This is a genomic window from Lysinibacillus sp. GW823-FHT02G10, assembly GCF_058797135.1.
On record NZ_JBXAJI010000005.1, the window covers coordinates 160,025 to 186,875 of the forward strand.

Genomic DNA, 26,851 nt, shown 5'->3' on the forward strand with positions numbered 1-26,851 from the left:
CCCTTAAGAATTTAATTGGATTTTTGGATTTAACACGGTATAAAGCACATCAACTATTAAATTGACTAAAATAAATTCAAATGCAAATAACAGTAGTGCAGACTGAATGACGGGATAATCTCGAAAGGCAATCGAATCAATTAAAAGTCGTCCCATTCCTGGAAAACTAAAGACTGTCTCCACTACCACCGATCCTCCTAAGAGAAATCCGAATTGCAGACCTGCTACTGTTACCACAGAAATCAAGGAATTTCTTAAAGCATGGGTCACAATAACGGAGTGTTCTTTCAATCCTTTTGCTCTCCCTGTTCTTATAAAATCAGCTTGTAACGTTTCAAGCATGGAAGAACGAGTAAATCGCGCAATCATTGACATAATGCCAGCCCCTAAAGTCAAGGAGGGCAAAATATAACTTGAAAAGCCATCTAATCCACCCGTCGGAAATAACCCTAGCTGCACTGAAAATAATTGAATTAATAATAAGCCCAACCAAAATCCTGGAATTGAGATGCCAGAAACAGCCGTTACCATACCAAAATAATCAGGCCATTTGTTTTTATTGATGGCAGAAAAAACACCAATCACCAAACCCATTAATGTAGCCCAAAACATGGAAAGGAAAGTAAGGTGAAGAGAAGGCATAAACCTTGTTTTAAACATATCTATGACAGGTAGTCCTGTTGTTAAAGATGTTCCAAGCTCACCCGTCACAAGATTTTTCATATAATCCATGTATTGTTTAAGAATGGGTTTATCTAAACCTAACTCATGGCGTACATTTTCAACATCTTCTAGCGTGGCATCCTTACCAGCTACTAATCTTGCAGGGTCACCTGGTATGAAATGAATAAATAAGAATGTTAATATAGAAATGACAATTAATATCGGTATCATTTCAACAGTTCTTCTTGCTATATACTTCCACATGTGGCCTTCCTCCTTTCTATTTTTATGGAAAAGGAATTGACGAGCATCAATTCCTTTTACTGTTCATTACTCCACTTTGGCATTCTTCACATCAAGCCCACCTGTAGGGTTTACTAGCACACCGCTTACATTTGAACGTACACCATATACAACTTCATCTACCCCTAAGAAAATCCAAGGTGTATCTTGATAAACGATTTCCTGTAATTTTTCATATAATTCAGCTTGGCGATCTACATCTGAAATGGAGTTAGCTTCATCCATTAATTGATCTGCCTCCGTGTTATGATAGTAAGCTGTATTTGCACCATTCGGTGGGAATGATACGCTATGGAAAAGAGGCTTTGTTGCATTCGTTATATCCGAAGCATACGCTGACCAACTCACATACCACATTTGTAATTTCGCATCATCTGGTGTTTGTGCACCATAGATTTCGTCTGATAAAGTTCCTTCTTCCATCGATTTAATTTCTACTTTTACACCGATTTGACCTAACTGTTGTTGAATAAACTGCATACCCTTCATCGTATCCGAGTTTGTGTTCCCCCAGATTTCAATATCGAAACCATCTGGATAGCCTGCCTCAGCCAATAATTCTTTTGCCTTTTCAATATTGTGTTCATACATTTTTTGCTGCTTATAATAAACGGTTTTGGAAGGAATAATAGAGTCTAATGGTAAACCAAGCCCTGCATTCACCACTTTTAAATAAGCATCCTTGTCCACGGCGTAGTTAAAGGCTTGTCGAACTTTAATATCATCCAAAGGTTTTTTATAGGTATTTAATGAAACGTAATGTGCAATTGTAGAAGGAACCTTATTTACCTCTACATCTTTACTATTAGAAAGCTCATCAATATTTTGTGCTGGCACTGGATAGATAACCTGAGCATCGCCCGCTTTTAGCATCGCTACGCGCGAGCCGTTTTCTGGCACTGGTTTATAGGTGATTTTAGCAACACGTTCTCCACCATCCCAATAGCCATCAAAGTTTTCAATTGTTAAATGGTCTCCTTGTACCCATTCAACAAATTTATATGGTCCTGTACCAACAGGTTTTTTAGGTATGTCTGCTGAATTTTCTTTAATCATTTTTGGACTAATCATTTTGGCAACTCCGAAACGTGTAATCATTGGTCCATATGGTTCTTTTAAAGTAACTTTAATTTCATAGTCGCCTAGGATTTCAACATCGCTGATTAAGCTAAAACCACGAGAATATAAACGTAAGCTTTCATCATTCATGATTCGTTCAATGTTGACCTTTACAGCTTCAGCATTAAACTGCTCCCCGTCATGGAAAGTAACCCCTTCTTTAAGTTTGAATGTATAGACTAGCGCGTCTTCACTAATTGAATAGTCATCTGCTAGAACCTTAATAATTTGACCATCTGCATTAAAGCCTAACAATCCTTCTAGCATTGTCTCCTGTACAGAACTCGAATTCGTATCCCCTGTGTTATGTGGATCCATTGAAATAAAGTTTTCATTTACAGCGATAACAAGTTCATTTTTTGAACTAGCTGTACCTGAATCTGTAGTAGACTTGTCCCCAGTATTTGATGCGTTAGAATTGTCTTTCTCTGCGCATGCTGCTAAAAGCAACGTACATAGAATTACAAAAACCAATTTTTTAACATAATTCATCTCATCTACTCCCTTTGTAAAAATCTATAAGAATATTTCTTAAAACTTAAATTAAGAAATATAATTACCAAAAAATATTTATTTTCTCCACTGATGAAAATAAATAGGCAAAAAATAAACTATATTTTCTTACGATTAGACAATTCAATTCAGGAAAAATTGCTCCCTCAACTATCACAATTGCTTTTAATCAGAAAGTATAGTTCAAAATACAAGGTGTATTTATTCCACTGCTGAAAATAAATGAGTAAAAAAATATTCCCTCTCAGGACATTTTTATTATCAGAAAATTAATTATTTTTTAACAACTATAAACTATGAAATCTATTATTTCCACTATTTTTTAAATAAATTTCAGAATTTTATAATTATTTTTATAGAACTATAATAATTATCCCTAGAATTTTTGTTGCCTCAAAGGCCAATAATAAAAGTTCTAAAAGCCCTTATTACATGGCTTTTAGAACCTACATGAATAGTTGCTATAGCGTATTTATACTATTCACAACCACATTTAGTATGCGGTCAAGATCTTCTTGTGCAATATTAAGTGGTGGTGATAACGTTAAGACATTATTAAACCCTGCTACAGTAGCTCCATTTTTCCCAATGATGACCCCTTGCCCTTTACATGCTGCAATGACAGCATTCACTTTCTCCACAGGTAAAGGTTCTTTCGAAACTTTATCTACCACTAATTCAATTCCAATCAATAAGCCTTTGCCTCGTACATCTCCTACATTTGGGTGAGGCTGTAATTCTTGTTGCAGTGTTTTTAGTGTTGCTGCACCAATTTCCTTGGAACGGTCAAATAAAGCCTCTTGCTCAAGAATCTCAATATTTTTTAATGCGACTGCACATGCCACCGGTGAGCCACCGAATGTATTTACATGGCGGAAATAGCCGTATGCATCTGATCCAGTAAACGCCTCATATATTTCACGCTTTACCGCTGTAGCTGATAATGGTAAATAGGCACTTGTAATTCCTTTGGCCATTGTAATAATATCAGGCTTTACACCATAATTCATAAATCCAAATGGCTTCCCTGTACGACCAAAGCCACAAATAACCTCATCCACAATCATTAAAGCGCCGTGTTTTTTGCATACTTCTTCAATACCTTTTAAATAGTTTTCTGGAGGCATAATGACACCCCCACCTGTAATAATAGGCTCTAAGATCATTGCTGCAATTGTATCGCTCAGCTCCCAGGTCATCGTTTTGTCTACGGCCTTTACACTCGCTAAATCTAATGGCGCAATAGTCTCACTTTCATGCTCACGATATTGATCAGGTGGTGCAACATGGATAAAGCCAGGTGATAGAGGCTCATATTTATATTTACGCTCCGCCTGCCCTGTTGCCGCTAATGCACCGAAGGAATTCCCATGATAAGCACGGTAGCGAGAGACGATTTTATAGCGCGAGTTTTGTCCTTTTTGCTGATGGTATTGTCGAGCTATTTTAAAAGCTGTTTCATTCGCTTCTGAACCACTGTTAGAGAAGAAAATAACATAATCTCCACCAAGCATTTCATTAAGTTTTTCGGCTAGTTCCACGGCTGGTAAATGTCCCTGAGATAAAGGTGCATAAGCATTTTTCATCATTTGTTCATGGGCTGCATCCGCTAATTCTTTACGACCATAGCCAACATTGACACACCATAGCCCAGCCATCGCATCAATATATTCCACACCATCTGTATCAGTAATTCTTGCACCATCAGATTTCTCTACTACATACGTGGCTTGTGGATTATAGGGTTTCATCGAATGCCATACATATTGCTCATCCTTTGCTAATACATCACTTTTAAGATTGATCTGCGTCATCGTCAAACACCCCTCATTATTATTTTAGTTTTTCGCATCGTTATTACTTGGGAACGCAAAGGAGCTTGCTGTATCTTCTGTCTCATCGGGCCAACGTTCAGAAATCGTTTTTGCCTTTGTAAAGAACCTCGCCTGATCTGGACCAAACATATGCCCTTCACCAAACTTAGAACGTTTCCACCCACCAAAGTTATGATAGCCAACTGGGATTGGGATTGGCACATTTACCCCTACCATACCCACCTCTATTTCTTCTTGGAATTTACGCGCTGCCGCACCACTGCTTGTAAACATTGTGACACCATTGCCAAGCTCATGATCATTTATTAAATCAATAGCCTCTTGTAGTGAATCAACCCCTACTACAATACGTGCTGGACCAAAGACCTCCTCTTTGAAGATCGTCATTTCTGGTGTGACATGATTAAGTAATGTAGGACCAAGATAAAAACCATTTGACGATTCACATACTTTTGGATTTCTTCCGTCGATGACAAGATTCGCTCCTTCACTGACTGCCCCATCGATATAACGTATAATCGTTTCCTTTGATTGTTTAGTGATAACAGGACCAAAATCGACGTCTTGCTCTGTATAAGGCCCTACCTTTAGTTCGGAAATTTTATTTTTCAATATTTCCGTAAATCGTTGCTCCGTATCCTTCCCTACAACGAGTGCACCAGAAATAGCCATGCAACGCTGAGATGCTGCGCCATATGCTGCTCCTAAAAAGGCATTTGCTGTCTGTTCTAAATTGGCATCAGGCATAACAATCATAAAGTTCTTTCCACCACCAAATGCAGCGACTCGTTTATTGTGCTTTGTCCCAGTTTGATAGATATATTCAGCAACAGGCGTTGAGCCAACAAATGAAATTGCTTGAATCTCTTTATTTTCTAATAGTTCATCGACTGCCTCTTTATCTCCATTAACCACTGTCCAAATACCGTCTGGTAGACCTGCCTCTTTCCATAATTGGCACAAATATAATGCTGAAATAGGTACACGTTCAGATGGCTTTAGAATAACTGCATTTCCTACCGCAACAGCCATACTTGTAATAGCCAGTGGTACCATAACAGGGAAATTAAATGGTGCAATGGTTGCTACTACACCAAGAGGCGATTTGGCAGAAAAAGCATTAATATTTCCACCTACATTGACGGAATACTCTCCTTTTAGCAATTGGGGGGCACTGATCGCCATATCCACAGATTCAATACCACGAACAATTTCACCTTTCGCATCTTCCTTAGTTTTTCCACTTTCTTGGCAAATCACATTGATAAGTTCTTCCTGTCTTTCTACTAACAGCTGACGGAAACGATGTAGCACTTCTACCCGCTTCCCAATTGATGTTTTTTTCCATGCTGGAAAGGCTTCCTTAGCTAACTGAATAGCATGCTTTACCTCGGCTCTTGAAGCAAGGGGTACTCTTGCAATAACCTCACCTGTTGACGGATTATATACTTCAGAGAATCTGTTACTTGTACCTGCTACCTCTTCTCCTTTGATAAAATGTGTTAGCGTTTTCATTTCTTGTTGAACTGTCATAATTGACCACTCCTTTTTTTCGTCTTATTGTTCAAAATCAAACTTGTCTTTTGTGAAAAGGGAACTTGATTCATCGGCTTGTTTGATCACCTTTTTCTTTTGAGTCAGCATATAGAAAATCATCACAATGGCCACAATAACGCATGTAAATAAAATTTGTGAGCGCATAGACTCTATAAAGAACATCGCAATGAGTAATGCTGTTGTTGCTACTATTGTTAAATATGTTAAATATGGAAATAGCCACATTTTCACCTTTAATAGCTCTGGATTTTCTTGCTCAATCTTCCGTCGCATTCTTAACTGTGAAAAGGCAATGATTAAATAAAGAATCAACGTAATAGCACTACAAGAACTTAATAAAAACATAAATACTTTATCTGGCGACACATAGTTCATAATGACCGCAATATATGAGAAAAATGTTGCGGCAAGTATGGCATTAACAGGTGCACCATTTTTATTTAATTTTAAAAATGCCTTTGGTGCTTCTCCTTTTTCCGCTAAAGAAAATACCATTCTTGATGTAGCATATAGTGCTGAATTTAGGCATGATAATACAGCAGTTAAAACAACAAAATTCATAATTTGTGCGGCTGCAGGAATACCAATATAATCAAGTACCGCTACATAAGGACTTGTTAAAATATCTGAGGAATGCCAAGGCAATAGCGTCACTACAACTGCAATAGAGCCTACATAGAAAATTAAAATACGCCAAGTAATAGAATTGGTAGCTTTTGTGACAGCGGCTAACGGTTCATCCGATTCACCAGCAGCAATCGCAACGATTTCTGTCCCCATAAATGAAAAAATAACGATAACGACACCCATTAGAACAGCGCCAAAACCATTTGGTAAAAAACCACCCTGTTCAACTAAATTGGTCATACCAACAGCATTAAAGTTTGGAGCAATACCAAAGATAATAAAAGCACCAAGACCTAGAAAAACGACTATACTTGCAACCTTAATAAGAGAGAACCAATACTCAAACTCACCAAAAGCTTTGACAGAAAGAACATTTGTTAATGTAAGTGCTACAGTTAATAACAGACTTAAAAGCCATAAAGGAATCCCATCGTACCAATATTGAATAATGGCAGCTGCTGCTGTTGCCTCTAAAGCAATGGCAATCACCCAGAAAAACCAGTACAACCATCCAATCATAAAACCTGCCCACGGACCAATGGCTTCATGTGCATAGTGAGCAAACGATCCACTCGTTGGATTGACTGCCGCCATCTCACCTAGCATACGCATAACTAATACAACGATAATTCCTGCAAATATATACGATAAAATTGCCCCTGGACCAGCTAGGTTAATGACCGAGCCACTCCCCATAAATAGTCCAGCACCGATTACACCGGCAATCGCAATCATCGTCATATGCCGCTTCTTTAATCCTCTTTGTAAATGCGTTTGTTGCCCCATATCTGTCACCTCTTTTAGTAGATTGCTTGATCGCTTACAAAAATCTTACATCTTTCATAACGTTGAAGTAATAGACAAACTGTAAAATTCTATACTTTTGTTTTATACATAATGTAAAATAGACTAAATATTCTTAAAATAATTTTTAAACGATTTTATGAGTAAATTCTTAGCGCAAAGCAGAAATTATTGAATTCTAACCACAGACACGCATGTCAAAAGGAGGGGCAAAAATGAGCCCATTTCAACTAAAAGTACTAGACGTTTTACAGAATAAATATTTTCAAAATGCAGAGGTAGTTGCAGGTCATGAGGGATTAACAAGGAGCGTTAAATGGGCACATGTACTAGAAATCATTCATGTTGATAATTTTTTAGTTGGTGAAGAGTTAGTATTAACTACAGGGCTTAGTCTCCAACATAGTATCGAGGACTTTGTATCCTTTATAGAAGCCATCATTCAAAAAAATTGTGCTGCCCTTTGTATTGAATATGGCACCTCTATTCAAGCAGTTCCTGAAGCGATTTTAACACTTGCCAACCGCCACCAGTTGCCTATTATTGTTTTCCATGAAGCAGTTCCTTTTGTTCGTATTACACAGGATTTACATAGTCAAATTATCAATCAGCAATATCTATTGATTTCTTCACTAGAAGCTTACTCACAAACATTGAACAAAAATGCAGTATTGGGACAAAATACGGACGATATTTTACAAAATATGTATAATGAATTGAAAATACAAATTATGTTTTCCATTAAGGGTAGAGAACCTGTCTTTTTCCCGAATATGGTTCATAAAAAGCGGCAGCAATTCCTAACATTGAATACATCGTCTCAGCAATTTAAACATGAGCCTATTTTTCTATTTGATCAACATTATGCCGATTTATCAATTTATCGAGAAGATGGGCTTTTCTCCGAATTTGAATTATTAATATTAGATCGCACGGCAACAGCGTTGGCACAGCTTTTAATGCGAGAGTTCTATATTGAGGAAAAAAAGAATATTGAGGATGCTTCGATTTTAGCTGATTGGATTGATCAAAAACTATCTAAGGAGGAAATCTATAAATTTATCGTTACACATTATACTAACTATACACAATCCAGTGGCACTGTCTTTATTTTGGCTTCTCCTAATACGTTGACAAAGGCGCAGGAGGATGTAGTCTATAGTAAGCTTTATTATCGTAATCTCTTTGAGCAACATGGCTTTATTCCATTTTTATTTGAAAGAAAAAGCTATGTTATTTTTATTTTACTGCATACCAAAGATAGTAAAGCCATTCGTGATATGCTAAACAACATGTTTTCCTCTTTGGTCAAAACTGAATTTTATAAAAAGCAGCAGACACAAGGTTATCAGATAGCTATTGGGAAGGTCGTTTGTGATGTGGATGAAATTCCTAAAAGTTATCAAACTGCACTAGAAACCTTATATATTTGTCGAAAAGTACAAACGTCCTCGTTCTTTTATGATGATCTGCATTTATATCATTTAATCTATAAATTACAAATGCAGGTGGATTTACAGGAAGTGATTTACGACTATTTACAGCCCGTTATTGAATACGATGAAAAATATAATAGTAAGCTTCTCGAAACATTGCAGGTGTATTTACAAACAAATGGCTCTAAACAGCAAACAGCGAATCAATTGTTTATTGTTCGTCAAACACTCTATCACCGCTTAAAAAAGCTTGAAAGTTTACTTGGTAAAAATTTTATGAACGGGCATAACCGCATTACACTTGAATTTATGCTACTAGCCAATTCATTGATCGAGGATAAGAGCTAGAAAAAAGTTGGCACGCTTAAAAGGCTATCTCCCCTCCTAAGCGTGCCCTTTATTACCTTTTCACAACTACATCGTGATACAATCCAGGTCTACGATCATCGTAAACAGGAATTCTTCCACGTACTTCATCGACAATAGAAAAGTCTACATCGATCACTGCTACTTCCTCGTCCTCAGCACCTACCCATAATACTTCTCCCCAAGGCTGAATAATCATAGACTGCCCATTAAAATTTTCTACCTTTTTCGAAATACGATTTACTGCAATCACAAAGCATTGATTTTCAATTGCACGAGCCTGTAGCAACGTTTTCCAATGGTCAATCCTCGGAGTTGGCCACTGCGCTGGTACAAATAATACCTTTGCTCCTTGTAATGCATGTGCACGTAACCATTCTGGGAAGCGAATATCATAGCAAATGACACCAGCAGCTTCAATATCATCTAAAGCAAAACGATTCATTTCATCCCCTGCTTCCAAGTAAAGATGCTCGTCCATTAAACGGAAAAGATGTGCCTTGCTATATTCCCCAACTAGTTCTCCATTACGATCAAAGGTATACATCGTATTATAAAATTTATCGCCTTTCTTTGTTGAAACAGAGCCCCCTACAATATGTACATCAAGTTCCTTAGCAAGTTTAGCCAAAAAGGCCTTTGTCCGCTCACCATTGATATCTGCTAGCTCAGGTAGTTTCTCTAAAGCATAGCCTGTATTCCACATTTCAGGTAACACTATGATTTCTGCCCCATTTTTTGCAGCTTCACGAATCTTATCCTCGGCACGTTCAAAATTTTCTTCAACTTTGCCAAAGCCAATATTTAATTGAATACAACCGATTTTCATCTCTATTCCTCCTCTAGACAATTAACAGAAAAAGTAATACTATTTGCTTCATATTCTTCAATAATAATTATTATATTCTGAAAAAGGTGATCATGCATGGAATTCTCTAAAAAACTACAGCAACTACCCACTCAATTTTTTGCAGCACTCGTTCAAAAAGTAAACTTGGCTCTAGAAGAAGGGCGTGATGTCATTAACCTTGGGCAAGGAAATCCCGATCAGCCAACGCCTATTCACATCATTCAAGCATTACAGGAAGCAGCTGAAAATCCTCAAAACCACAAATATTCACCATTTAGAGGTCTCGCTGAATTACGCCAAGCTGCTGCGGACTTTTATCAACGTGAATATCAGGTAGAACTAAATCCAGATACAGAGGTAGCGATTCTTGGTGGAACAAAAATTGGTCTAGTTGAGCTACCTTTAGCTGTGTTAAACCCTGGTGACACGATGCTCTTACCAGATCCTGGCTATCCAGATTACCTATCAGGTGTTGTACTAGGAGACGTCAATTTTGAAGTAATGCCCCTTTTTGCTGAAAATGATTTCTTACCTGATTATCATGCATTACCTGATGAAGTGAAAGAAAAAGCAAAGCTTCTTTACTTAAATTACCCGAACAACCCTACAGGTGGTACAGCATCACTTGCGTTTTTTGAAGAGACCGTTCGCTTTGCGAAGGAGCACAATATTATCGTATCACATGATTTTGCTTATGGGGCAATAGGATTTGACGGTAATAAACCATTTAGCTTCCTTCAAGCAAAGGGTGCAAAAGAAGTAGGAGTTGAAATGTATACATTATCGAAAACCTATAATATGGCTGGCTGGCGTATAGGCTTCGCTGTAGGGAATGCCGAGATTATTGCTGCTATTAATCTAATTCAGGATCATCTGTTTTGTAGTCAATTCCCTGCCATTCAACAAGCCGCAGCAGTAGCACTGACGGCTTCCCAGCAATGTGCGGATGAACTACGAGCTACTTATGAGCGTCGCCGCAATGTACTCATTGAAGAAGCTCGAAGAATTGGCTGGCATGTTACGGCTCCAAAAGGCTCCTTCTTCGCATGGCTCCCTGTACCATTAGGCTATACAAGTGAACAGTTTGCTGATCTTTTGCTCGAAAAAGCTGATATCGCTGTAGCAGCAGGTAATGGCTTCGGTCAATATGGTGAAGGCTATGTTCGCGTAGGATTGCTGGTTAGTGAGGAGCGCTTACGTGAAGCAATCCATAGAATCGAGCAATTACAATTGTTTAAAAGATAATGACGCCATATCCTGTAGCTATCCCTAGCTACAGGATTATTACTATTTTTCAATTTTCCTTGGTTGCCCTAAACCATTTTCTAATGGATAAAATTGAACATGACCTGTTTCATCATCCCATTTTCGAATATGTTGAATCCCTTGTACCTCTGCCAACACGATGTCAGCAGTAATAACAGGGTTGCCTCCTTTTATTAAATGCCCACCTGATACAACACCCCATTGATCGCTCATAGAACCATGGAAATGTGTCTCATATCCACCCTCTCGCTTACACACCACACCTGAACCTTGAATAAATTCTAATGGTCCCTCTTTTTCAATCACATCACTAAAACGAACTTGAATTTGAACTGTTGCATCTGGCACTAAATAAACAAAGCTACTTTTTTGAAAGCTGCCAATACAGCTTACAATTGTTGCTGACTCTATACTATTCTCTTCGCAAAGCGCTTCAATTCCTTCAATGATATCTGTTCCCGTTAGAAAACGAGCACTAATAACCTTACCAAATGAACCTATACCATAATTAACTCTTACAGACATTGTTATCCCTCTTTTGCGTCGAAATATTATAATTATATAAAAAATTTAAAAATTATTTATTGACTTACTATACCCTATAAATTATATTAGTTCTATCGGAATTACAAAAAAATATTATAAATCTCTTATCAAGAGTAGCTGAGGGACTGGCCCTATGAAGCTCGGCAACCTCCTTTTTATAGGAAGGTGCTAAATCCTGCAAACGATCTTCGTTTGATAGATAAGAGAGGACATCTTTTCATGAGCCTCTCTTAATTTGTAAGAGAGTTTTTTTATTTTCAAAAAACCGATAAAAACAATCTTGGAGGTATTTTCATGAAAAAGAAAAATAAATTTTTAGTAGGTTTAGCAAGTTTAACATTAGTAGCAGCTTTGGCAGGCTGTGGCTCTAAAGAAGATAGTAAAAGCCAAGCTGAAGGAATTGATGAAAAGAAAATCGTTGTAGGCGTCACTTCTGGTCCACACGAACAAATTGCAGAAGTAGCCGCTAAAGTAGCAAAAGAAAATGGGCTAGAAGTAGAACTAAAATCATTTTCTGACTATGTTTTACCTAATACATCCTTAGCTGAAGGTGATCTTGATGCGAACAGCTATCAACACGAGCCTTTCCTAGATACATTTAATAAAGACCATGATACAGACTTAGTACCAGTGGGCAAGACGATTTTAAATCCAATGGGTATCTACTCAGAAAAATATAAATCCTTTGATGACATTCCTGACGGTGCAACGTTTGGCTTACCAAATGACCCAACGAATGGAGCACGTGCCCTCTTTGTTTTACAGGAAGCTGGCTATATTAAGTTAAAAGAGGGTGCAGACTTAACAGCCTCGATCCGTGATGTAGAAGAAAACAAAAAGAATTTAAAATTCATTGAATTAGAGGCAGCTCAAATTCCTAAACAACTTAGTGAAGTAGATGTAGCAGCTATTAATACAAACTTTGCACTAGAGGCTGGCATTAACCCTAAAGATGACTCTATTTTATTGGAATCTACTGATTCTCCATACGTGAACTATATTGTTGTACGTGCTGAAAATGAAAATGATCCAACAATTAAAAAGTTCGTTGAGGCTTACCAATCTGACGAAGTGCGTCAATTCATCGAAGAGGAATTCAAAGGTTCTGTAATCCCTAGCTGGTAATATGTTCAGAAAGCTTCTATAAAGCCGAAGAATCTGCTGAAATTCCCCAATGGGAAGACGAGCAGATTCTTGCTTTTTAGAAGGTTGAGAAAGGAGCAAACAATCGCATGATTCAATTACAAAATATCTCAAAAGAATTTAAATCGAAAAAAGGCATCATAAAAGCTGTGGATGGCATCAACCTTCACGTAAAAAAGGGACAAATTCATGGTGTAATCGGCTATAGTGGTGCTGGTAAAAGTACACTCATTCGTTGCGTTAATCTACTAGAACGTCCTACAGCAGGAAAAGTAGTGATAGACAATGTAGACATTACGACCCTTTCTCTTCACAAATTACGTCAAACACGCCAAAAAATCGGGATGATCTTCCAGCACTTTAATCTCTTAAAAACAGCAACAGTTTACAATAATATTGCAGTTCCCTTAAAGCTACTAGGCTATAAAGAGGCGGAAGTAAAAAACCGAGTAGCTAAGTATGCTGAAATTGTCGGTTTAACAGATAAACTAGATAGTTACCCAAATCAACTTTCAGGTGGTCAAAAACAGCGTGTGGCTATTGCACGTGCCTTAGCACAGGAACCAGAGATTTTACTTAGTGACGAAGCAACAAGTGCACTTGATCCTGAGACAACGGAAGCCATTCTTGAATTGTTGTTAAAAATTAATCGTGAATTAGGCATTACGATTCTGCTCATCACACATGAAATGAATGTAATTCAAAAAATTTGCGATGAGGTTTCTGTTCTAGAATCAGGGAAAGTTGTGGAATTTGGCACAGCGATTGAACTTTTTGCGAAACCGAATCACCCTACAACGCGAAAGTTTTTGAATACAATTTCACAACGTAATTTATCCCCTTCTCTTATTGAGCAATTAAATGTTTCAGGAAGTGTAATCCGTTTAACATTCCTTGGTGAAAGTACTGGTAAGCCATTATTAGCAGAAGTCACTAAGGTATATGATGTGCAACCAAATATTTTAACAGCTAATATTATTGAATTAAAAAACGGTATTGTCGGCAATATTGTGGTGCATTTACATGGCGAAACGCAGATTGTCCAAAAGGCGTTAACGTATTTTTCAGAAAATGGCGTGGCAGTGGAAGAATTAGGAGGTGCGTTCAATGAGTAGTATCCAAAGCTTCTTTACAGATTGGTCAGATGTTATTGGCAAAGCAATTATCGAAACATTTCAAATGGTCGGAATTTCATTATTTTTCTCCATTCTGATTGGCATTCCATTAGGGCTATTAATCGTTTTAACACGACCAGGACAATCCTTTGAAAATAAATTTTTCTATCAGTTTTTTAATCTATTTATCAATATTGTTCGCTCTGTTCCATTTATCATTTTACTATTCTTCATCTTACCTTTTACCAAGTTAATTGTAGGTACAACAATTGGTGTTAAAGGTGTAATCGTTCCACTAGTTGTTTACACAGCTCCTTATATTGCACGACTGATGGAGTCTGCGCTTTTAGAAGTGGATTCCGGAGTAGTAGAAGCCTACACAGCCATGGGTATTAAACGTCGCCATATCATTTGGCATGTCCTATTACGTGAAGCGCGACCATCTATTATTTTAGGCTTAACAATTGCCACAATAGGATTAATTGGTGCAACAGCAATGGCAGGAATGGTTGGTGCTGGCGGTTTAGGTGACCTTGCCTATCGTTATGGTCATTTGCGCTATGAGGTTGATGTGATGTATGCAACTGTCTTTATCTTAATCATCCTTGTGCAGAGCATTCAATCCATTGGTAACCGCTTCGCCGCGAAGTTGAAAAAAGATTAAGAGGAGAATGAAGATGACAAACGAAATTTATGTAGAGAAAAATGGCTATATTGCAACGTTAGTATTAAACCGCCCGGATAAACGGAATTCTTTATCAAGGGCAATGTTTCAAGCCTTAGTAGACCAACTAGAGCTGCTCCGTATAGATTCTTCCATCAAACTTTTAATTGTTCGCGGTGTCAATGAAGTAGCCTTTTCTTCTGGTGCAGATATTAGCGAGTTTTTAGATGTTCGTTATGCTACAGACAATGCCAAAGCCTATAATGAATTGGCTCTAAAGGCGATCGATGCTCTCTATAAATTTCCACACCCGACAATTGCTATGATTCAGGGCTTAGCAATTGGTGGTGGCTTAGAGTTAGCAAATGCTTGTGATTTTAGAATAGCAACGCCTAAGAGTAAGCTAGGCATTACCGCTGCAAACATAGGTATTGTCTATAATTTAGAAAGCACGAAACGTCTCATCAATATTGTTGGTGTCGCTAAGGCAAGGGAAATTTTGTACACAGCTACTATTTTTACAGCTGAAGAAGGAAAAAACATTGGTTTAATCACGGCCCTACACGAACCAGAGGAAATTGATGAGGCGACATTGCAATTCGCTGAACATTTATTAAGTAAATCATCCATTGCAAACGCAGGCATCAAAAAAATTATCCAAGCAATTGTTGATGGTGAAATTGAAGAAAACGATGAGCTGGCACAGTTAGTTTTGGATTCATTTAGTTCAGACGATTATAACGAAGGTATTCAAGCCTTTTTAAATAAAAGAAAGCCTATTTTCAATAAATAAGTGAGGTAGTAACGATGACAAACATAACTGATGGCGATCTACTCTTAAAAAATATAACTGCACAAGTCCCCTTCCCCATTTGCTTTGCAGATTTAGAAAAGGCCGTAGCGGAAAAAATCGAAGCTGGCCCTTTTGGCTACATCCGTTCAGGTGCTGGCGGTGAACAAACACTGCGCAATAATCGTGCAGCTTTTGAGAAGTATTCCATTGTTCCCCGATTTTTAAATGATGTGTCAAACGTTGATACATCGGTTCATTTGTTTGGTAAAACATATCCAACTCCTTTGCTTTTTGCTCCTGTGGGCATGAACGGAATGGTTCACGATGAAGGTGAGCTTGCCGTTGCACGTGCCGCCCAGTTTTTAAATATCCCTTATATACAAAGCACTGTGTCCACTTTTGCTCTTGAAGAAGTTGCTCAAGCTGCGCCTTCTGCAACAAAATGGTTTCAATTATATTGGTCTACTAATGAAGAAATTGCTTTTAGCATGGCTGCACGTGCGGAGGGAGCTGGATTTGAAGCGATCGTTTTAACTGTCGACACCGTAATGCTAGGCTGGCGTGAAGAAGATGTACGCAATCAATTTTCACCATTGAAGCTAGGCTATGCAAGAGGAAATTATATGAATGATCCCGTTTTTACAGCCACTTTACCTGATGATTCATTCGAGTCCTACGTACAAGGTGTCTTGCAAAATGTCTTCCACCCAACACTTAATTGGGAACATGTTCGAGAGCTAAAAAAACGTACCAACCTTCCTATATTATTGAAGGGAATTTTACATCCTGAAGATGCAAAACATGCTATCGACAATGGTATTGATGGCATTATTGTATCAAACCATGGTGGCCGTCAATTAGATGGTGTGATTGGTTCACTTGATGCCCTTCCTGCTATTGTGAAAGTTGTGAATGGACAAATTCCTATTATATTAGATAGTGGTGTATATCGTGGCATGGATGCCTTAAAAGCACTTGCTTTAGGAGCGAATGCAGTTGCAATTGGACGTCCTTTCGTCTATGGACTAGCCCTTGAGGGACAACAAGGTGTCCAAAAGGTGATGACCAATCTTTATGATGAATTAAAGGTTTCTATCGCATTAGCCGGTGCTACCTCTGTCAAAGGATTACGCAACATCACATTAGTCAAACAGGATGGGACTGAGGGTAAATGAAACAAGCATTACAAGGATTAAAGGTTATCGATTTATCACAAGTCTTAGCAGGTCCCTATTGCACCATGGTATTAGCAGATATGGGTGCAGAAGTTATCAAAATTGAAAAATACCCAAATGGAGACGATACCCGTACAATGGGTCCATTCGTTAATGAAGAAAGTCATATGTATATGATGGTTAATCGTAATAAAAAAGGTGTCTGCATCAATTTAAAAACGACTGAAGGACTGACTTTATTTAAAGAATTGATTCAATCTGTTGATGTACTTGTGGAAAATTATCGACCAGGTGTCACGAAAAAGCTGGGTATTGATTATGACACATTAAAAGCCATCAATCCTGGCCTAATTTACTGCTCTATTTCCGGTTATGGTCAAACAGGTCCTTATAGTCAAAAGGGTGGCTATGATATTATGGCTCAGGGTCTGAGTGGTTTAATGCATATGACAGGTGAAGCAGATGGACGACCTGTAAAGGTTGGCTTTGCGGTGAATGATATTGCTGCTGCACAAACAGCCTTACAATCGATTTTAATGGCCTATATTTATAAGCTTCGTAGTGGTGAAGGTCAATATATTGATGTGTCCTTAGTGGAGTCAGGTCTTGCGTGGACTGTTTGGGAGGCCGCTGCTTACTTCGGAAAGGGTGAGTTACCTGAGCGAACAGGAACCGCCCATCGTGTGTCTGCGCCCTATCAAGGTTTCAAAACACAGGATGACTATATTCTAGTAGGTGCTGGCAATCAAAAGCTATGGGAGATTTTTGCGGCAAAGGTTGTCAATCGACCTGATTGGTTAGACAATCCTCTCTTTGCTACCAACTATTCACGTGCCCAACATGTGAGGGAGCTGGAAGCAGAAATTGAAAGCGAGCTAATTAAGCATAAGGCTATCTACTGGCTCGAACTATTAGATAAGCATGGTGTACCATCTAGTCCAATCTATTCTTATGACCAAACATTGAATGACCCTCATATACTAGAGCGTGGCATGGTACTGTCCTATGAGCATCCGACTGCTGGACCAATGAGAACATTGGGCTTCCCAGCTAAGTTTTCACAAACACCTGGACAGCTAACAAGTGCAGCACCCACTTTAGGACAACATAATGAAGAAATTTTACAGGCATTAAATATTTCTGATCAAGCTATTCAACAGCTCAAGGCAGGCAAAATAATTGGGGCAAAATAAAGAAATTGTCTATTTTTAGATCGCTATCAATTAGATTTAAGCTTCTATCGGTCACTTTTTTGATTCTATCCTTCACTTTTTCTTTTCTATCATGCAAAAAAGGCTTCCCCATTCATGAGGAAGCCTTTTTCTTATTGAATAACGCCTAATTCACGACCAACCTTCTCGTAAATCGCAATTGCATCATCAAGCATTTCTTTTGTATGTGCCGCTGTTGGCATATTCCGAACGCGACCTGTACCTTTTGGAACTGTTGGGAAGACAATTGATTTTGCATAAACGCCTTCTTCAAATAAACGTTTTGAAAATTCCTGTGTTAATTTTTCATCCCCAATGATGCATGGTGTAATTGGTGTCTCAGACGCACCAATATTAAAGCCAAGCTTCTCAAGCCCCGCTTTTAAATAATTACCATTATCCCACAGCTTATCGTGTAGCTCTGTTGAATCAATCAGCATTTGCACGGCTGCTGTAATAGCGGCTACATCACCTGGTGGTAATGCTGTTGAGAATAGGAATGGGCGTGAGCGAACTTTTAGCCAATCAATTAAATTTTTCTTACCTGCTACATAGCCACCTACTACACCAATGGCTTTTGATAATGTACCAATTTGGAAATCAATTTCTTTTTCTAATCCAAAATGCTTCACAGTTCCTTTTCCTTTACCTGTTACACCCGAACCATGTGCATCATCCACATACGTGATTAAATCAAACTCTTTAGCTATTTCCACAATTTCAGGTAATTTAGCAATATCACCATCCATTGAGAAGACACCATCTGTGATAACCATGATTTTATTGTATAAACCTGATTCCTTTGCTGCCTTTGCCTTTGCACGTAAATCCTCCATATCAGAGTGATTGAACGCGATGATTTTTGCCTTTGATAAGCGACATCCATCAATAATAGAGGCATGGTTTAATTGATCAGATAGAATGGCATCATTTTTATCCATTACAGCCGAAATAGCTGCCATATTACAATTAAATCCAGATTGATAAGAAATAGCCGCTTCTGTTCCTTTAAATTCAGCAAGCTTTTCTTCTAATTTTACGTGCAAGTCAAGTGTCCCGTTGATTGTACGAACAGCACCTGCTCCAACACCGTATTTATCAATTGTCTCTTTGGCAATACGCTTTAATTCTTCATTTGTTGCTAAACCAAGATAGTTGTTAGAGGATAAGTTAACAAGATTTTTGCCACGGACCTGAATAATTGGGCCATTTGCTCCCTCTACTGGATCGATTTCATTGTATAAGCCCTGTTCATGTAAGGCTTGTAGGTTTTCATCTAAAAATGCATTCAATACTTTTGACAAGCGTATCATCCTTTCCTAGGAAAACTGTTCTCGCTCCTAGTTTAGCACATGCAAGCCATTAGCTACATTACTTTGTTAATCTTTCGAATAGTGGCGCTGTTTTTTCGCGCCATAAAGAAGCCGATAGACAATTATCTAATAAACGACGAACGGTATATTCAGCTTCTGCATATCGTTTGGAATGGCCCATCGCATCCTGTATAGCTTCTTTGTATTGTGCTCGCACTGCCTCGATCGCAGTTTCTGCTTCCTCTGACAGCGCACAATGTTGACCAATATCAAATATCTTATCCCCTAACCTACCATCCTCTGGATCAAAGATATGAGGCTCTGTGCTATCAAAAATACAGAAATTAAGCTCTGGGATAATGACCATATCTACAGATCCCGCATCTAAGCCACACCAAACAATTTGTGCATCAAGCCCTCTTGCATTTGCTTCATCGGCTAAGCTTTTCATTAGTGAAGATTTGCCTGTACCTGGCTTACCTTTAATCATGAAGCGAGTCGTGATACTTTTGGTGATACTATCCACTGTATTTTCCGCACCTCTAGGAGTTAGCGTTCCCAGTAAACGATGTGTCCGCATACCTGTTTTATTCAGAATAATAGATTGGAACACTTCCGACTTTAAATTTTCCACCTGTTCATTTAATGCCTGCCAGTTCATACAGCTTTGTGTGATAACCTCCCAGTCATCATGTAGCTTGATTGCTTGATCCAGTTTCGCTATGCATTTTTCACGCCATGTTGCACGCTCCTGCATCGCCTCTGCAAGCTGTTCTCCAACCTTTTTAAGCTGTATGTCTTCTAAGCATTCATAGAAAGACATGACACGATGCTTTGTACCGAGTAAAGTTGGCTCGATATTCCACTCAGATGCCCATACAAAAAGTCTGTTACAGCCTTTTATATAAACGGCCTCAACAACCTCCTCTAATAAAGCATGCTTAAACCACTCGACAGCAAAGCCCTGTTTCACATAGAAGTATCCTAGTTCTTTTAACAGCTCTGAACCTTTAAATGTGGCAGGCCCTTGCAAAAAATAAACGAGAGACGCCTCTTCCATCATTTCTTTATATAAATGCTTCACACCTTGGCCAGTCAATGCGTGTCCAAAATAATACGTTACATTTCCGTTCAAATGTCGTTCCTCCTTTAGCTTGTGCCCTGCATTATATGAAAGAACGCTAAAAAAAATGAAAAGCTACTTCTATCCTTTACAGATATAAGTAGCTTCTTGGTTTAATAGAATGGCTTCATGCCCTCCATATTTCCAATACATTTCATCAAGATTTTACGACAATACGGTAATGAATATTGCACAATATAGCCTGAAGTTAAGGCGATCAATACCGTCCCTACTCCAACTGGTCCTCCTAGAAGCCAGCCAACAATGGTTACAAGTACTTCAATTCCCATTCTTGCTGTTTTAATAGATCCACCAAACTTTTCGACAAGTATCATCATTAAGGTATCCCTTGGTCCTGCGCCCATATTCGGTGCAATATACATCCCACAGCCAAAGCTCAAAACAAATAAGCCAATAATAAAATATGTAATTTGTAAGCCATATACATCCGTTGAGGGCAACATCCAATTAAATACATCAATAAACGAGCCAATTAACAGCATATTGAGCCAAGTACCTAACTTTGGCCATTGACGCAATACAATGGATGTTGAACCAACTATAAAGAGTCCTGTTACAATAGACCATGTGCCAATACTTAACCCAAAATTTTGAAATAGACCTATATGTAAAACATCCCATGGGCTTGTGCCAACAATTTTCCCCTTTATCGACATCGTGATGCCAAGTGACATCACCATTAAGCCACCAATAAAAAAGGTCCAACGCCACCCCATTATTCTACGCATTCCTTATCCTTCTCTCTATGAATAATATTGCTATTACTGTATCATACTTTCAACCAAAATTAAGCTATAGTGCTTAAACTAAACCGTTTATCTTACCACATAAAAAACTACCCATTCTCTCACTCATGGGTAGTTGTAATTGAGGCAAGTTGTGCCTTTGTTATATTCTTCAAATCTTCTATTTGTACATGAATTTGCATACCAATTTTCCCAGCACTAACGATTATACTACCTTGTTCTTGAGCAGATACATCGATGACCGTTGGATATAACTTCTTCATCCCTACTGGTGAACATCCACCACGAACATAACCAGTATGGCTAAGTAGATCTTTTACCGCTAACATTTCAATTTTCTTTTCCCCAACTACCTTCGCGGCTGCTTTTAAGTCCAGCTCTTCAGCCACTGGAATAACAAATACAAATAACCTTTGTGCACTTGCTTTTGCTACTAATGTTTTAAATACCCGAGCAACAGGCTGTCCTATTTTCTCAGCTACAGAAACACCATCAACTTGACCGTCCCCTGTTTCATATTCCATCACATCAAAATGAATTTTTTGTTGTTCTAATAAACGAATCGCATTCGTTTTCGCATGCTTTGCCTTTGCCATGTCAACAATCTCCTATCTACAGCATCAGGCTATCAAAGAGAACATAGAATCCTTGTCTGGACGATAGCCATTTTTCGTCATTTGAACGTGAGCCGCATATCTTTCCGATGCCTGTTTAAATGCTCTTAACTTGAATGCAGTCTCATAGTTCTTACCGAAAATTGTATCTGCAAATGGGTCCAATTTCAATTCCTTCGAGTAACGTTCAGGAACCTTCACTTCAATGATGTCACGTACAAAAGATGGTTCGCTTTCATTTGTGGCAACCTCGTCAACATTTGAATTATTTAACATATGCTGTATTTGAGCATCAACGCTTTGCGCCACACGTAAATCTTGAGGAGAAGGCTCTGCTGATGACAATGCTGCATTACGTACCTGCTCTAAAATGTGCAGTGTGTCACCTAGTTCTGAATCGGATATATTCGAGGGATCAGCGTTATCATTCATTCCTACTTTATAGGTTTGCTCATGTGCCCGTACACTCTTTTCTGTTTGCTGTAAATCTTCCATAATGGCTTTCTGCTGAGGAGTTACTTCTTTTGACTCTTCTTGCTGCTGGTCATACAAATCTTGGTCAGTACGTCCTAATAATAAATTTTCAAGTTCAATCAATAATGGGTTTTTCTTTGGCTGAAAATACATCGCATTTTTTCTATAGGCATCTCCTGCCTCTTTACGCTGAAGTATTTTTTTACGATTTTGCTGGGATGAAATTCTTTCTTGTTCCATTAAATTTGATATTTTCATAGTTTTCACCTCGCCCTTCTATCTACATATGCTAATAAGTTAATAGATATGAACATTCTTCCTCACACTCTATCTATACCATTTTATAAGTTTCTGTACACTCATTATCGGAATTTTCACTATTAAATTCAAGCACTAATTACTACTAACCTCCTAAAGAGATACTAATTATTTTCAAAAATAGGTATAAAGAATCTCATCTAATTAATGTTTTCATATTCATTTATTAGCTCCATACCCTTTTCAATAAAATTTATTACCATATACACTACACAAATAGTGTTAATCAACGTAAAAAAACAGCCCTTCATACTGGACTGCTTTTCTTATTTTTTGGGTCTAATCAATATCCCTTTATAGGCTAAGTAACCAAGCCATGCACCAATTGTATTCAAAATTAAATCATCAACATCCGCAGAACCAACGGTAAAAATAAATTGAACGGTTTCGACAGCAAGACTAGAAATAAAGCCTAAACAAATAATAACCCACGCTTTTCGGAATTTCTTCGATAGCAATGGCAGTAAAAAGCCCATGGGAGTAAAAATTAATAAGTTGCCAAGTAAGTTAACGATTATAATTTCCCAATTAAAATATTGAGAGTAGTTTATATAACGGAGAATCGTCTCGAAGGGAATAAAATTAGTAGTTAATCGCCAGCTACTATAATCAAACAATCCTAAGTCACCTATAGAATAATCTCCCCTTAATAAAATGACGACTACATCTACTAAGCGATCAATAACCAATTTATAAAAAGCCATAAATGAATAGATACTAAATAAAATCCAACCTGCGATCTTTAGCGGCAAATGATATGTATCAATGACATCCCGATATGGTAATGGGAGCTTGGCATTATTTTGAACATCCGCTATGTTGTTTTTAGACAAGCTTAACACCCACTTCCCTTTTATTCCTTCCCATATTTTAATATGCTCAACTATAGCTTGCAAGTAGCTGAAAAAATTATCATCCAAAAAGGCTGTCTCCTACCAGCAGAGACAGCCTTATAATAAGTATGTTTAAACTGGGTTTACCCCATGCTTACGTTGTGAGAATAATAAGTATTTTGACATATAAAGTTCTAAGCGATTTTCTAGTACCTTACGCAGCTCATTAGGCTCAATCACATCATCAATGATAAGCTCTGAAGCTAAGCGATACACATCAATTTCCTCTTGATATTCTTTACGTTTCTCGGCAATGAAGCTTGCTTGCTCTTCTTTTGGAAGTTCTGCAATTTTATTGGCATAGACGGCATTGACAGCAGCTTCTGGTCCCATTACGGCAATTTGTGCATTTGATAAGGCAATACAGCAGTCTGGTTCAAACGCAGGGCCAGCCATTGCATATAATCCTGCACCATACGCTTTACGCACAATGACCGTTAGCTTAGGAACAGTTGCCTCACTCATGGCAAAAATCATTTTAGCACCATGACGAATGATTCCTGCTTTTTCTACCTGAGTACCAATCATAAAGCCTGGAACGTCTGCTAGGAATAACAGTGGGATATTGAATGCATCACAAAGTGAAATAAATTTCGCCGCTTTATCAGCAGAATCGTGGAATAGCACGCCTCCCTTAACACGTGGTTGGTTAGCGATGATCCCAACGGATTGTCCATTAATTCGTGCAAGGCCTGTAATTAATTCTGGTGCAAATAATTTCTTAACCTCACAAAACGAATCTTCATCAATAATACGATCAATTAGCTTATACATATCAAATGGTACATTTTGATTTTGAGGAATTAATTCTTCAATAGATTTATCAAATGAAGCTGGTGGTTTAGGAGCCTCTACCTTGCTACGCTCTGCATAGTTATTCGGGAAATATCCTAAATATTTGCGCGCATAAGTAATAGCCTCCTGTTCGGATTTAACAAGCACATCTCCACAACCAGAAACGGAACAGTGCATTTTTGCGCCACCCATTGTTTCTAAATCTACTTTTTCACCGATAACCATTTCGGCCATTCGAGGAGATCCTAAATACATAGAAGCATTCCCTTCTACCATCACCACGATATCGCAAAATGCAGGAATATAGGCGCCACCCGCTGCGGAAGGACCAAATAATAAGCAAATTTGCGGGACTTTTCCTGACAGTTTGACTTGATTGTAGAAAATGCGTCCTGCACCTCGGCGTCCCGGGAACATTTCAAGCTGATCTGTAATACGCGCACCCGCAGAATCTACTAAATAAAGTAATGGACAATTCAACTTTTCAGCGGTTTCTTGAATGCGAATCATTTTTTCAACCGTGCGTTTTCCCCAAGAACCAGCTTTAATCGTTGAATCGTTCGCTAGCACACAAACTGTGCGACCATGGATTTTACCAATACCAGTGATAACGCCATCTGCTGGTAAATCCCCTGCTAAACAGTTCGCATAGAGTCCATCCTCTGATTGAAGACCATCATCCAGTAATAGTTCAAGACGCTCACGTACAAATAGCTTGCCTTGTTGTGCATTTTTGTCATGATATTTTGGTAATCCACCTGCTAAAATTTTATCTTTCATTGTAGGTGGTGTATTTTCTGTCGAGATATTGCTCATGTTTATTTCCTCCCTTTGCCCAATCGATTACACCAAAATTATTTCTTGGCGTTTTATTTCCCTGAATATTGTGGCGCTCGCTTCTCTTGGAAGGCAAGTAAGCCCTCTAATCGGTCTTCTGTTGGGATCAGTGCACTATATGCAAGTGATTCAATTTTTAAACCGGTAGCTAAATCTACCTCAACACCTTGATTGATCGCAACTTTGGCTTGCACTAGAGAGAGTGGTGCATTTTTTGCCATTTCCAGTGCAAGCTGTTGTGCCTTATCTAATACCTCATGTCCTTCATAAACATACTCGATAATGCCATAATTTTCAGCTTCTTTAGCACTGAGCCTACGTGCTGTATAAATTAATTCCTTTGCTTTACCAAGACCAATTAGACGTGGAAGTCGCTGTGTTCCCCCAGCTCCTGGAATAATACCGAGTGATGTTTCTGTTAAGCCAAGCTTTACATGTGTAGCCGCAATTCGTAAATCACAAGCTAGTGCCAACTCCAAGCCTCCACCAAAGGCAACACCATTTAAGACAGCAATGACAGGCTGTGCAAGCGTTTCAACTTTTGCCACAGTGGCACCAATCAGTTGCACGATCTGCTTCACTTGTCGATCAGACATTCCTTTACGTTCCTTTAAATCAGCACCTGCACAAAATGCCTTTTCGCCTGCACCTGTTAGAAGGACTACACGCACTGCTGGATCACCATTGATTTGATCAAGTGTGGCAGACAGCTCATGCAGTAATTGAACCGACATAGCGTTAGCAGCTTCTGGTCTTGAAAGAGTAATAAGTCCAATACTACCCTCTAGTAATTCAAATCGAACGAGTTGTGTCATCCTTGATTTGCACTCCTTTCATTGCGGACAATAGCCATTTGCTTTGAGGCAACCGCTTTGCCTAACTTCTCTTCAATAAAGAGTGCTGCCTCTAGCACCTTTTGTCGATCTACGCCTGTTTCAATGCCCATCTCATCGAATAAATACAATAAATCTTCTGTGGCTACATTACCTGAGGCACCTTTCGCATATGGGCAGCCCCCTAGCCCACCAAGCGCACTATCAAACTTGGTAATACCCATCTCTAAGGATTTCATAATATTGGCTAATGCTGTCCCACGTGTATCATGAAAATGCATGGCAAATTTTTCAGCAGGATACCTTTTTAGCAATTCCTCTAAAAGAAACTCAACCTGCGTCGGTACACCAACACCAATTGTGTCACCAAGCGATATTTCAGTCACACCCATCTCCAATAATTTTTCCGTTACTCTTAATACCTTGTCAGGGTGTATATACCCCTCATAGGGACAACCAATAACCGTTGAGATATAACCTCGAACATGTTTTTTTGCAGCCTGAGCTCCTACTACAACTTCCTCTAATATGGGAAATGTATCTTCTATGGTTTTATTAATATTACTTTGGTTATGGCTTTCACTAGCAGACATAAAAATACTTACTTCATCTACTTCAGCCTGTAATGCGCGTTCTAAGCCCCTCATATTGGGTACAAGTGCCGCATAGGTAATATCCTTATGTCTTTTAATGGCTTGCAGAACCTCGACTGCATCTGCCAATTGAGGAATCCATTTGGGATGCACAAAAGATGTCACTTCAATATAATTTAATCCTGTTTGACCTAATAAATTTACTAATTGTACTTTATCAGCTGTTGAAATATGCGTTTTTTCATTTTGTAAGCCATCACGGGGACCAACTTCTTTGATTGTGACTTGCTTAGGTAGCTGCATAA

General features: G+C 38.4%; 24 protein-coding genes and 1 riboswitch. Of the genes, 8 read left to right on the forward strand and 16 right to left on the reverse strand.

The features are described 5' to 3' along the window. Positions 1-3 precede the first annotated feature (3 nt). The 5 genes from AC1RFD_RS16370 to AC1RFD_RS16390 form a co-directional block, all read right to left on the reverse strand. Positions 4-927 (reverse strand): ABC transporter permease, encoded by a 924-nt coding sequence (locus AC1RFD_RS16370; protein WP_048393392.1) that lies wholly within the window; start codon positions 925-927, stop codon positions 4-6. Between the two features lie 66 nt (positions 928-993). Next, positions 994-2,577, reverse strand: coding sequence for a glutathione ABC transporter substrate-binding protein (locus AC1RFD_RS16375; RefSeq protein ID WP_103117391.1), 1,584 nt, complete (start codon positions 2,575-2,577; stop codon positions 994-996). Between the two features lie 482 nt (positions 2,578-3,059). Beyond that, complete coding sequence (locus AC1RFD_RS16380) at positions 3,060-4,412, reverse strand: aspartate aminotransferase family protein (RefSeq protein WP_054549112.1); 1,353 nt, start codon at positions 4,410-4,412, stop codon at positions 3,060-3,062. A gap of 24 nt (positions 4,413-4,436) precedes the next feature. Beyond that, a complete protein-coding gene (locus AC1RFD_RS16385; protein ID WP_048393386.1) occupies positions 4,437-5,966 on the reverse strand; it encodes a CoA-acylating methylmalonate-semialdehyde dehydrogenase in 1,530 nt (509 codons plus the stop codon). Between the two features lie 24 nt (positions 5,967-5,990). Then, positions 5,991-7,403, reverse strand: coding sequence for an amino acid permease (locus tag AC1RFD_RS16390; protein ID WP_048393384.1), 1,413 nt, complete (start codon positions 7,401-7,403; stop codon positions 5,991-5,993). A 233-nt stretch (positions 7,404-7,636) separates the two neighbouring features. Between AC1RFD_RS16390 and AC1RFD_RS16395 the strand changes: the two genes are divergently transcribed. Next, on the forward strand, positions 7,637-9,205 hold the full coding sequence (locus tag AC1RFD_RS16395) for a PucR family transcriptional regulator (RefSeq protein ID WP_492475089.1): 1,569 nt from the start codon (positions 7,637-7,639) through the stop codon (positions 9,203-9,205). Positions 9,206-9,257: 52 nt separating this feature from the next. On the opposite strand, the gene AC1RFD_RS16400 is transcribed toward AC1RFD_RS16395, so the two are convergent. Then, a complete protein-coding gene (locus AC1RFD_RS16400) occupies positions 9,258-10,052 on the reverse strand; it encodes a carbon-nitrogen family hydrolase (RefSeq protein WP_328012782.1) in 795 nt (264 codons plus the stop codon). Between the two features lie 96 nt (positions 10,053-10,148). Here AC1RFD_RS16400 and AC1RFD_RS16405 point away from each other — a divergent pair, with 96 nt between their 5' ends. Beyond that, entirely contained in the window at positions 10,149-11,318 is a 1,170-nt protein-coding gene (locus AC1RFD_RS16405) for a pyridoxal phosphate-dependent aminotransferase (protein ID WP_328012783.1), read from the forward strand. Positions 11,319-11,360: 42 nt separating this feature from the next. Here AC1RFD_RS16405 and AC1RFD_RS16410 read toward each other — a convergent pair whose 3' ends face one another. Beyond that, the gene (locus AC1RFD_RS16410; protein ID WP_492475090.1) at positions 11,361-11,864 is read right to left on the reverse strand and encodes a PPC domain-containing DNA-binding protein; all 504 of its coding nucleotides are present in this window, start codon (positions 11,862-11,864) and stop codon (positions 11,361-11,363) included. A gap of 122 nt (positions 11,865-11,986) precedes the next feature. Next, positions 11,987-12,091: riboswitch (SAM riboswitch) on the forward strand. A gap of 88 nt (positions 12,092-12,179) precedes the next feature. Here AC1RFD_RS16410 and AC1RFD_RS16415 point away from each other — a divergent pair. The 6 genes from AC1RFD_RS16415 to AC1RFD_RS16440 all read left to right on the forward strand — a co-directional run bounded on the left by AC1RFD_RS16415 (position 12,180) and on the right by AC1RFD_RS16440 (position 17,968). After that, positions 12,180-13,010 (forward strand): MetQ/NlpA family ABC transporter substrate-binding protein, encoded by an 831-nt coding sequence (locus AC1RFD_RS16415; protein WP_048393373.1) that lies wholly within the window; start codon positions 12,180-12,182, stop codon positions 13,008-13,010. A 107-nt stretch (positions 13,011-13,117) separates the two neighbouring features. Continuing rightward, a complete protein-coding gene (locus AC1RFD_RS16420; protein WP_492475091.1) occupies positions 13,118-14,143 on the forward strand; it encodes a methionine ABC transporter ATP-binding protein in 1,026 nt (341 codons plus the stop codon). Further along, positions 14,136-14,807, forward strand: coding sequence for a methionine ABC transporter permease (locus tag AC1RFD_RS16425; RefSeq protein ID WP_048393370.1), 672 nt, complete (start codon positions 14,136-14,138; stop codon positions 14,805-14,807). The genes AC1RFD_RS16420 and AC1RFD_RS16425 overlap by 8 nt, the downstream gene beginning before the upstream one ends. Positions 14,808-14,820: 13 nt before the next feature. After that, positions 14,821-15,600 carry an enoyl-CoA hydratase/isomerase family protein gene (locus AC1RFD_RS16430; protein ID WP_492475092.1) on the forward strand — a complete coding sequence of 260 codons (780 nt, stop codon included), beginning with the start codon at positions 14,821-14,823 and terminating at the stop codon, positions 15,598-15,600. A gap of 14 nt (positions 15,601-15,614) precedes the next feature. Further along, complete coding sequence (locus tag AC1RFD_RS16435; RefSeq protein ID WP_492475093.1) at positions 15,615-16,775, forward strand: alpha-hydroxy acid oxidase; 1,161 nt, start codon at positions 15,615-15,617, stop codon at positions 16,773-16,775. Further along, the gene (locus tag AC1RFD_RS16440; protein ID WP_492475094.1) at positions 16,772-17,968 is read left to right on the forward strand and encodes a CaiB/BaiF CoA transferase family protein; all 1,197 of its coding nucleotides are present in this window, start codon (positions 16,772-16,774) and stop codon (positions 17,966-17,968) included. Before AC1RFD_RS16435 ends, AC1RFD_RS16440 begins: the two co-directional genes overlap by 4 nt. 131 nt (positions 17,969-18,099) lie before the next feature. Here AC1RFD_RS16440 and AC1RFD_RS16445 read toward each other — a convergent pair whose 3' ends face one another. The 9 genes from AC1RFD_RS16445 to AC1RFD_RS16485 all read right to left on the reverse strand — a co-directional run bounded on the left by AC1RFD_RS16445 (position 18,100) and on the right by AC1RFD_RS16485 (position 26,849). Continuing rightward, positions 18,100-19,299, reverse strand: a complete 1,200-nt coding sequence (locus AC1RFD_RS16445) for a glycine C-acetyltransferase (RefSeq protein ID WP_016992223.1) — start codon at positions 19,297-19,299, stop codon at positions 18,100-18,102. 58 nt (positions 19,300-19,357) lie between these two features. Further along, positions 19,358-20,434 carry a hypothetical protein gene (locus AC1RFD_RS16450; RefSeq protein ID WP_009371628.1) on the reverse strand — a complete coding sequence of 359 codons (1,077 nt, stop codon included), beginning with the start codon at positions 20,432-20,434 and terminating at the stop codon, positions 19,358-19,360. A gap of 101 nt (positions 20,435-20,535) precedes the next feature. Continuing rightward, positions 20,536-21,171, reverse strand: a complete 636-nt coding sequence (locus AC1RFD_RS16455) for a YczE/YyaS/YitT family protein (protein ID WP_103117381.1) — start codon at positions 21,169-21,171, stop codon at positions 20,536-20,538. A gap of 119 nt (positions 21,172-21,290) precedes the next feature. Continuing rightward, complete coding sequence (ybaK, locus tag AC1RFD_RS16460) at positions 21,291-21,785, reverse strand: Cys-tRNA(Pro) deacylase (RefSeq protein ID WP_288583003.1); 495 nt, start codon at positions 21,783-21,785, stop codon at positions 21,291-21,293. Between the two features lie 24 nt (positions 21,786-21,809). Next, positions 21,810-22,535 (reverse strand): hypothetical protein, encoded by a 726-nt coding sequence (locus AC1RFD_RS16465; protein WP_492475095.1) that lies wholly within the window; start codon positions 22,533-22,535, stop codon positions 21,810-21,812. A gap of 326 nt (positions 22,536-22,861) precedes the next feature. Beyond that, complete coding sequence (locus tag AC1RFD_RS16470; protein WP_492475096.1) at positions 22,862-23,515, reverse strand: VanZ family protein; 654 nt, start codon at positions 23,513-23,515, stop codon at positions 22,862-22,864. A 45-nt stretch (positions 23,516-23,560) separates the two neighbouring features. Next, entirely contained in the window at positions 23,561-25,099 is a 1,539-nt protein-coding gene (locus tag AC1RFD_RS16475) for an acyl-CoA carboxylase subunit beta (RefSeq protein WP_004225528.1), read from the reverse strand. Between the two features lie 53 nt (positions 25,100-25,152). Continuing rightward, on the reverse strand, positions 25,153-25,935 hold the full coding sequence (locus tag AC1RFD_RS16480; RefSeq protein ID WP_048393353.1) for an enoyl-CoA hydratase: 783 nt from the start codon (positions 25,933-25,935) through the stop codon (positions 25,153-25,155). Further along, positions 25,932-26,849, reverse strand: coding sequence for a hydroxymethylglutaryl-CoA lyase (locus tag AC1RFD_RS16485; RefSeq protein ID WP_115674314.1), 918 nt, complete (start codon positions 26,847-26,849; stop codon positions 25,932-25,934). The genes AC1RFD_RS16480 and AC1RFD_RS16485 overlap by 4 nt, the downstream gene beginning before the upstream one ends. Positions 26,850-26,851 lie beyond the last annotated feature (2 nt).

Bases quoted from the DNA above. Each gene is read 5' to 3' on its own strand.
- AC1RFD_RS16370 (WP_048393392.1), bottom strand. From the start codon at position 927: ATGTGGAAGTATATAGCAAGAAGAACTGTTGAAATGATACCGATATTA.
- AC1RFD_RS16375 (WP_103117391.1), bottom strand. From the start codon at position 2,577: ATGAATTATGTTAAAAAATTGGTTTTTGTAATTCTATGTACGTTGCTT.
- AC1RFD_RS16380 (WP_054549112.1), bottom strand. From the start codon at position 4,412: ATGACGCAGATCAATCTTAAAAGTGATGTATTAGCAAAGGATGAGCAA.
- AC1RFD_RS16385 (WP_048393386.1), bottom strand. From the start codon at position 5,966: ATGACAGTTCAACAAGAAATGAAAACGCTAACACATTTTATCAAAGGA.
- AC1RFD_RS16390 (WP_048393384.1), bottom strand. From the start codon at position 7,403: ATGGGGCAACAAACGCATTTACAAAGAGGATTAAAGAAGCGGCATATG.
- AC1RFD_RS16395 (WP_492475089.1), top strand. From the start codon at position 7,637: ATGAGCCCATTTCAACTAAAAGTACTAGACGTTTTACAGAATAAATAT.
- AC1RFD_RS16400 (WP_328012782.1), bottom strand. From the start codon at position 10,052: ATGAAAATCGGTTGTATTCAATTAAATATTGGCTTTGGCAAAGTTGAA.
- AC1RFD_RS16405 (WP_328012783.1), top strand. From the start codon at position 10,149: ATGGAATTCTCTAAAAAACTACAGCAACTACCCACTCAATTTTTTGCA.
- AC1RFD_RS16410 (WP_492475090.1), bottom strand. From the start codon at position 11,864: ATGTCTGTAAGAGTTAATTATGGTATAGGTTCATTTGGTAAGGTTATT.
- AC1RFD_RS16415 (WP_048393373.1), top strand. From the start codon at position 12,180: ATGAAAAAGAAAAATAAATTTTTAGTAGGTTTAGCAAGTTTAACATTA.
- AC1RFD_RS16420 (WP_492475091.1), top strand. From the start codon at position 13,118: ATGATTCAATTACAAAATATCTCAAAAGAATTTAAATCGAAAAAAGGC.
- AC1RFD_RS16425 (WP_048393370.1), top strand. From the start codon at position 14,136: ATGAGTAGTATCCAAAGCTTCTTTACAGATTGGTCAGATGTTATTGGC.
- AC1RFD_RS16430 (WP_492475092.1), top strand. From the start codon at position 14,821: ATGACAAACGAAATTTATGTAGAGAAAAATGGCTATATTGCAACGTTA.
- AC1RFD_RS16435 (WP_492475093.1), top strand. From the start codon at position 15,615: ATGACAAACATAACTGATGGCGATCTACTCTTAAAAAATATAACTGCA.
- AC1RFD_RS16440 (WP_492475094.1), top strand. From the start codon at position 16,772: ATGAAACAAGCATTACAAGGATTAAAGGTTATCGATTTATCACAAGTC.
- AC1RFD_RS16445 (WP_016992223.1), bottom strand. From the start codon at position 19,299: ATGATACGCTTGTCAAAAGTATTGAATGCATTTTTAGATGAAAACCTA.
- AC1RFD_RS16455 (WP_103117381.1), bottom strand. From the start codon at position 21,171: ATGCGTAGAATAATGGGGTGGCGTTGGACCTTTTTTATTGGTGGCTTA.
- ybaK (WP_288583003.1), bottom strand. From the start codon at position 21,785: ATGGCAAAGGCAAAGCATGCGAAAACGAATGCGATTCGTTTATTAGAA.
- AC1RFD_RS16465 (WP_492475095.1), bottom strand. From the start codon at position 22,535: ATGAAAATATCAAATTTAATGGAACAAGAAAGAATTTCATCCCAGCAA.
- AC1RFD_RS16475 (WP_004225528.1), bottom strand. From the start codon at position 25,099: ATGAGCAATATCTCGACAGAAAATACACCACCTACAATGAAAGATAAA.
- AC1RFD_RS16480 (WP_048393353.1), bottom strand. From the start codon at position 25,935: ATGACACAACTCGTTCGATTTGAATTACTAGAGGGTAGTATTGGACTT.
- AC1RFD_RS16485 (WP_115674314.1), bottom strand. From the start codon at position 26,849: ATGCAGCTACCTAAGCAAGTCACAATCAAAGAAGTTGGTCCCCGTGAT.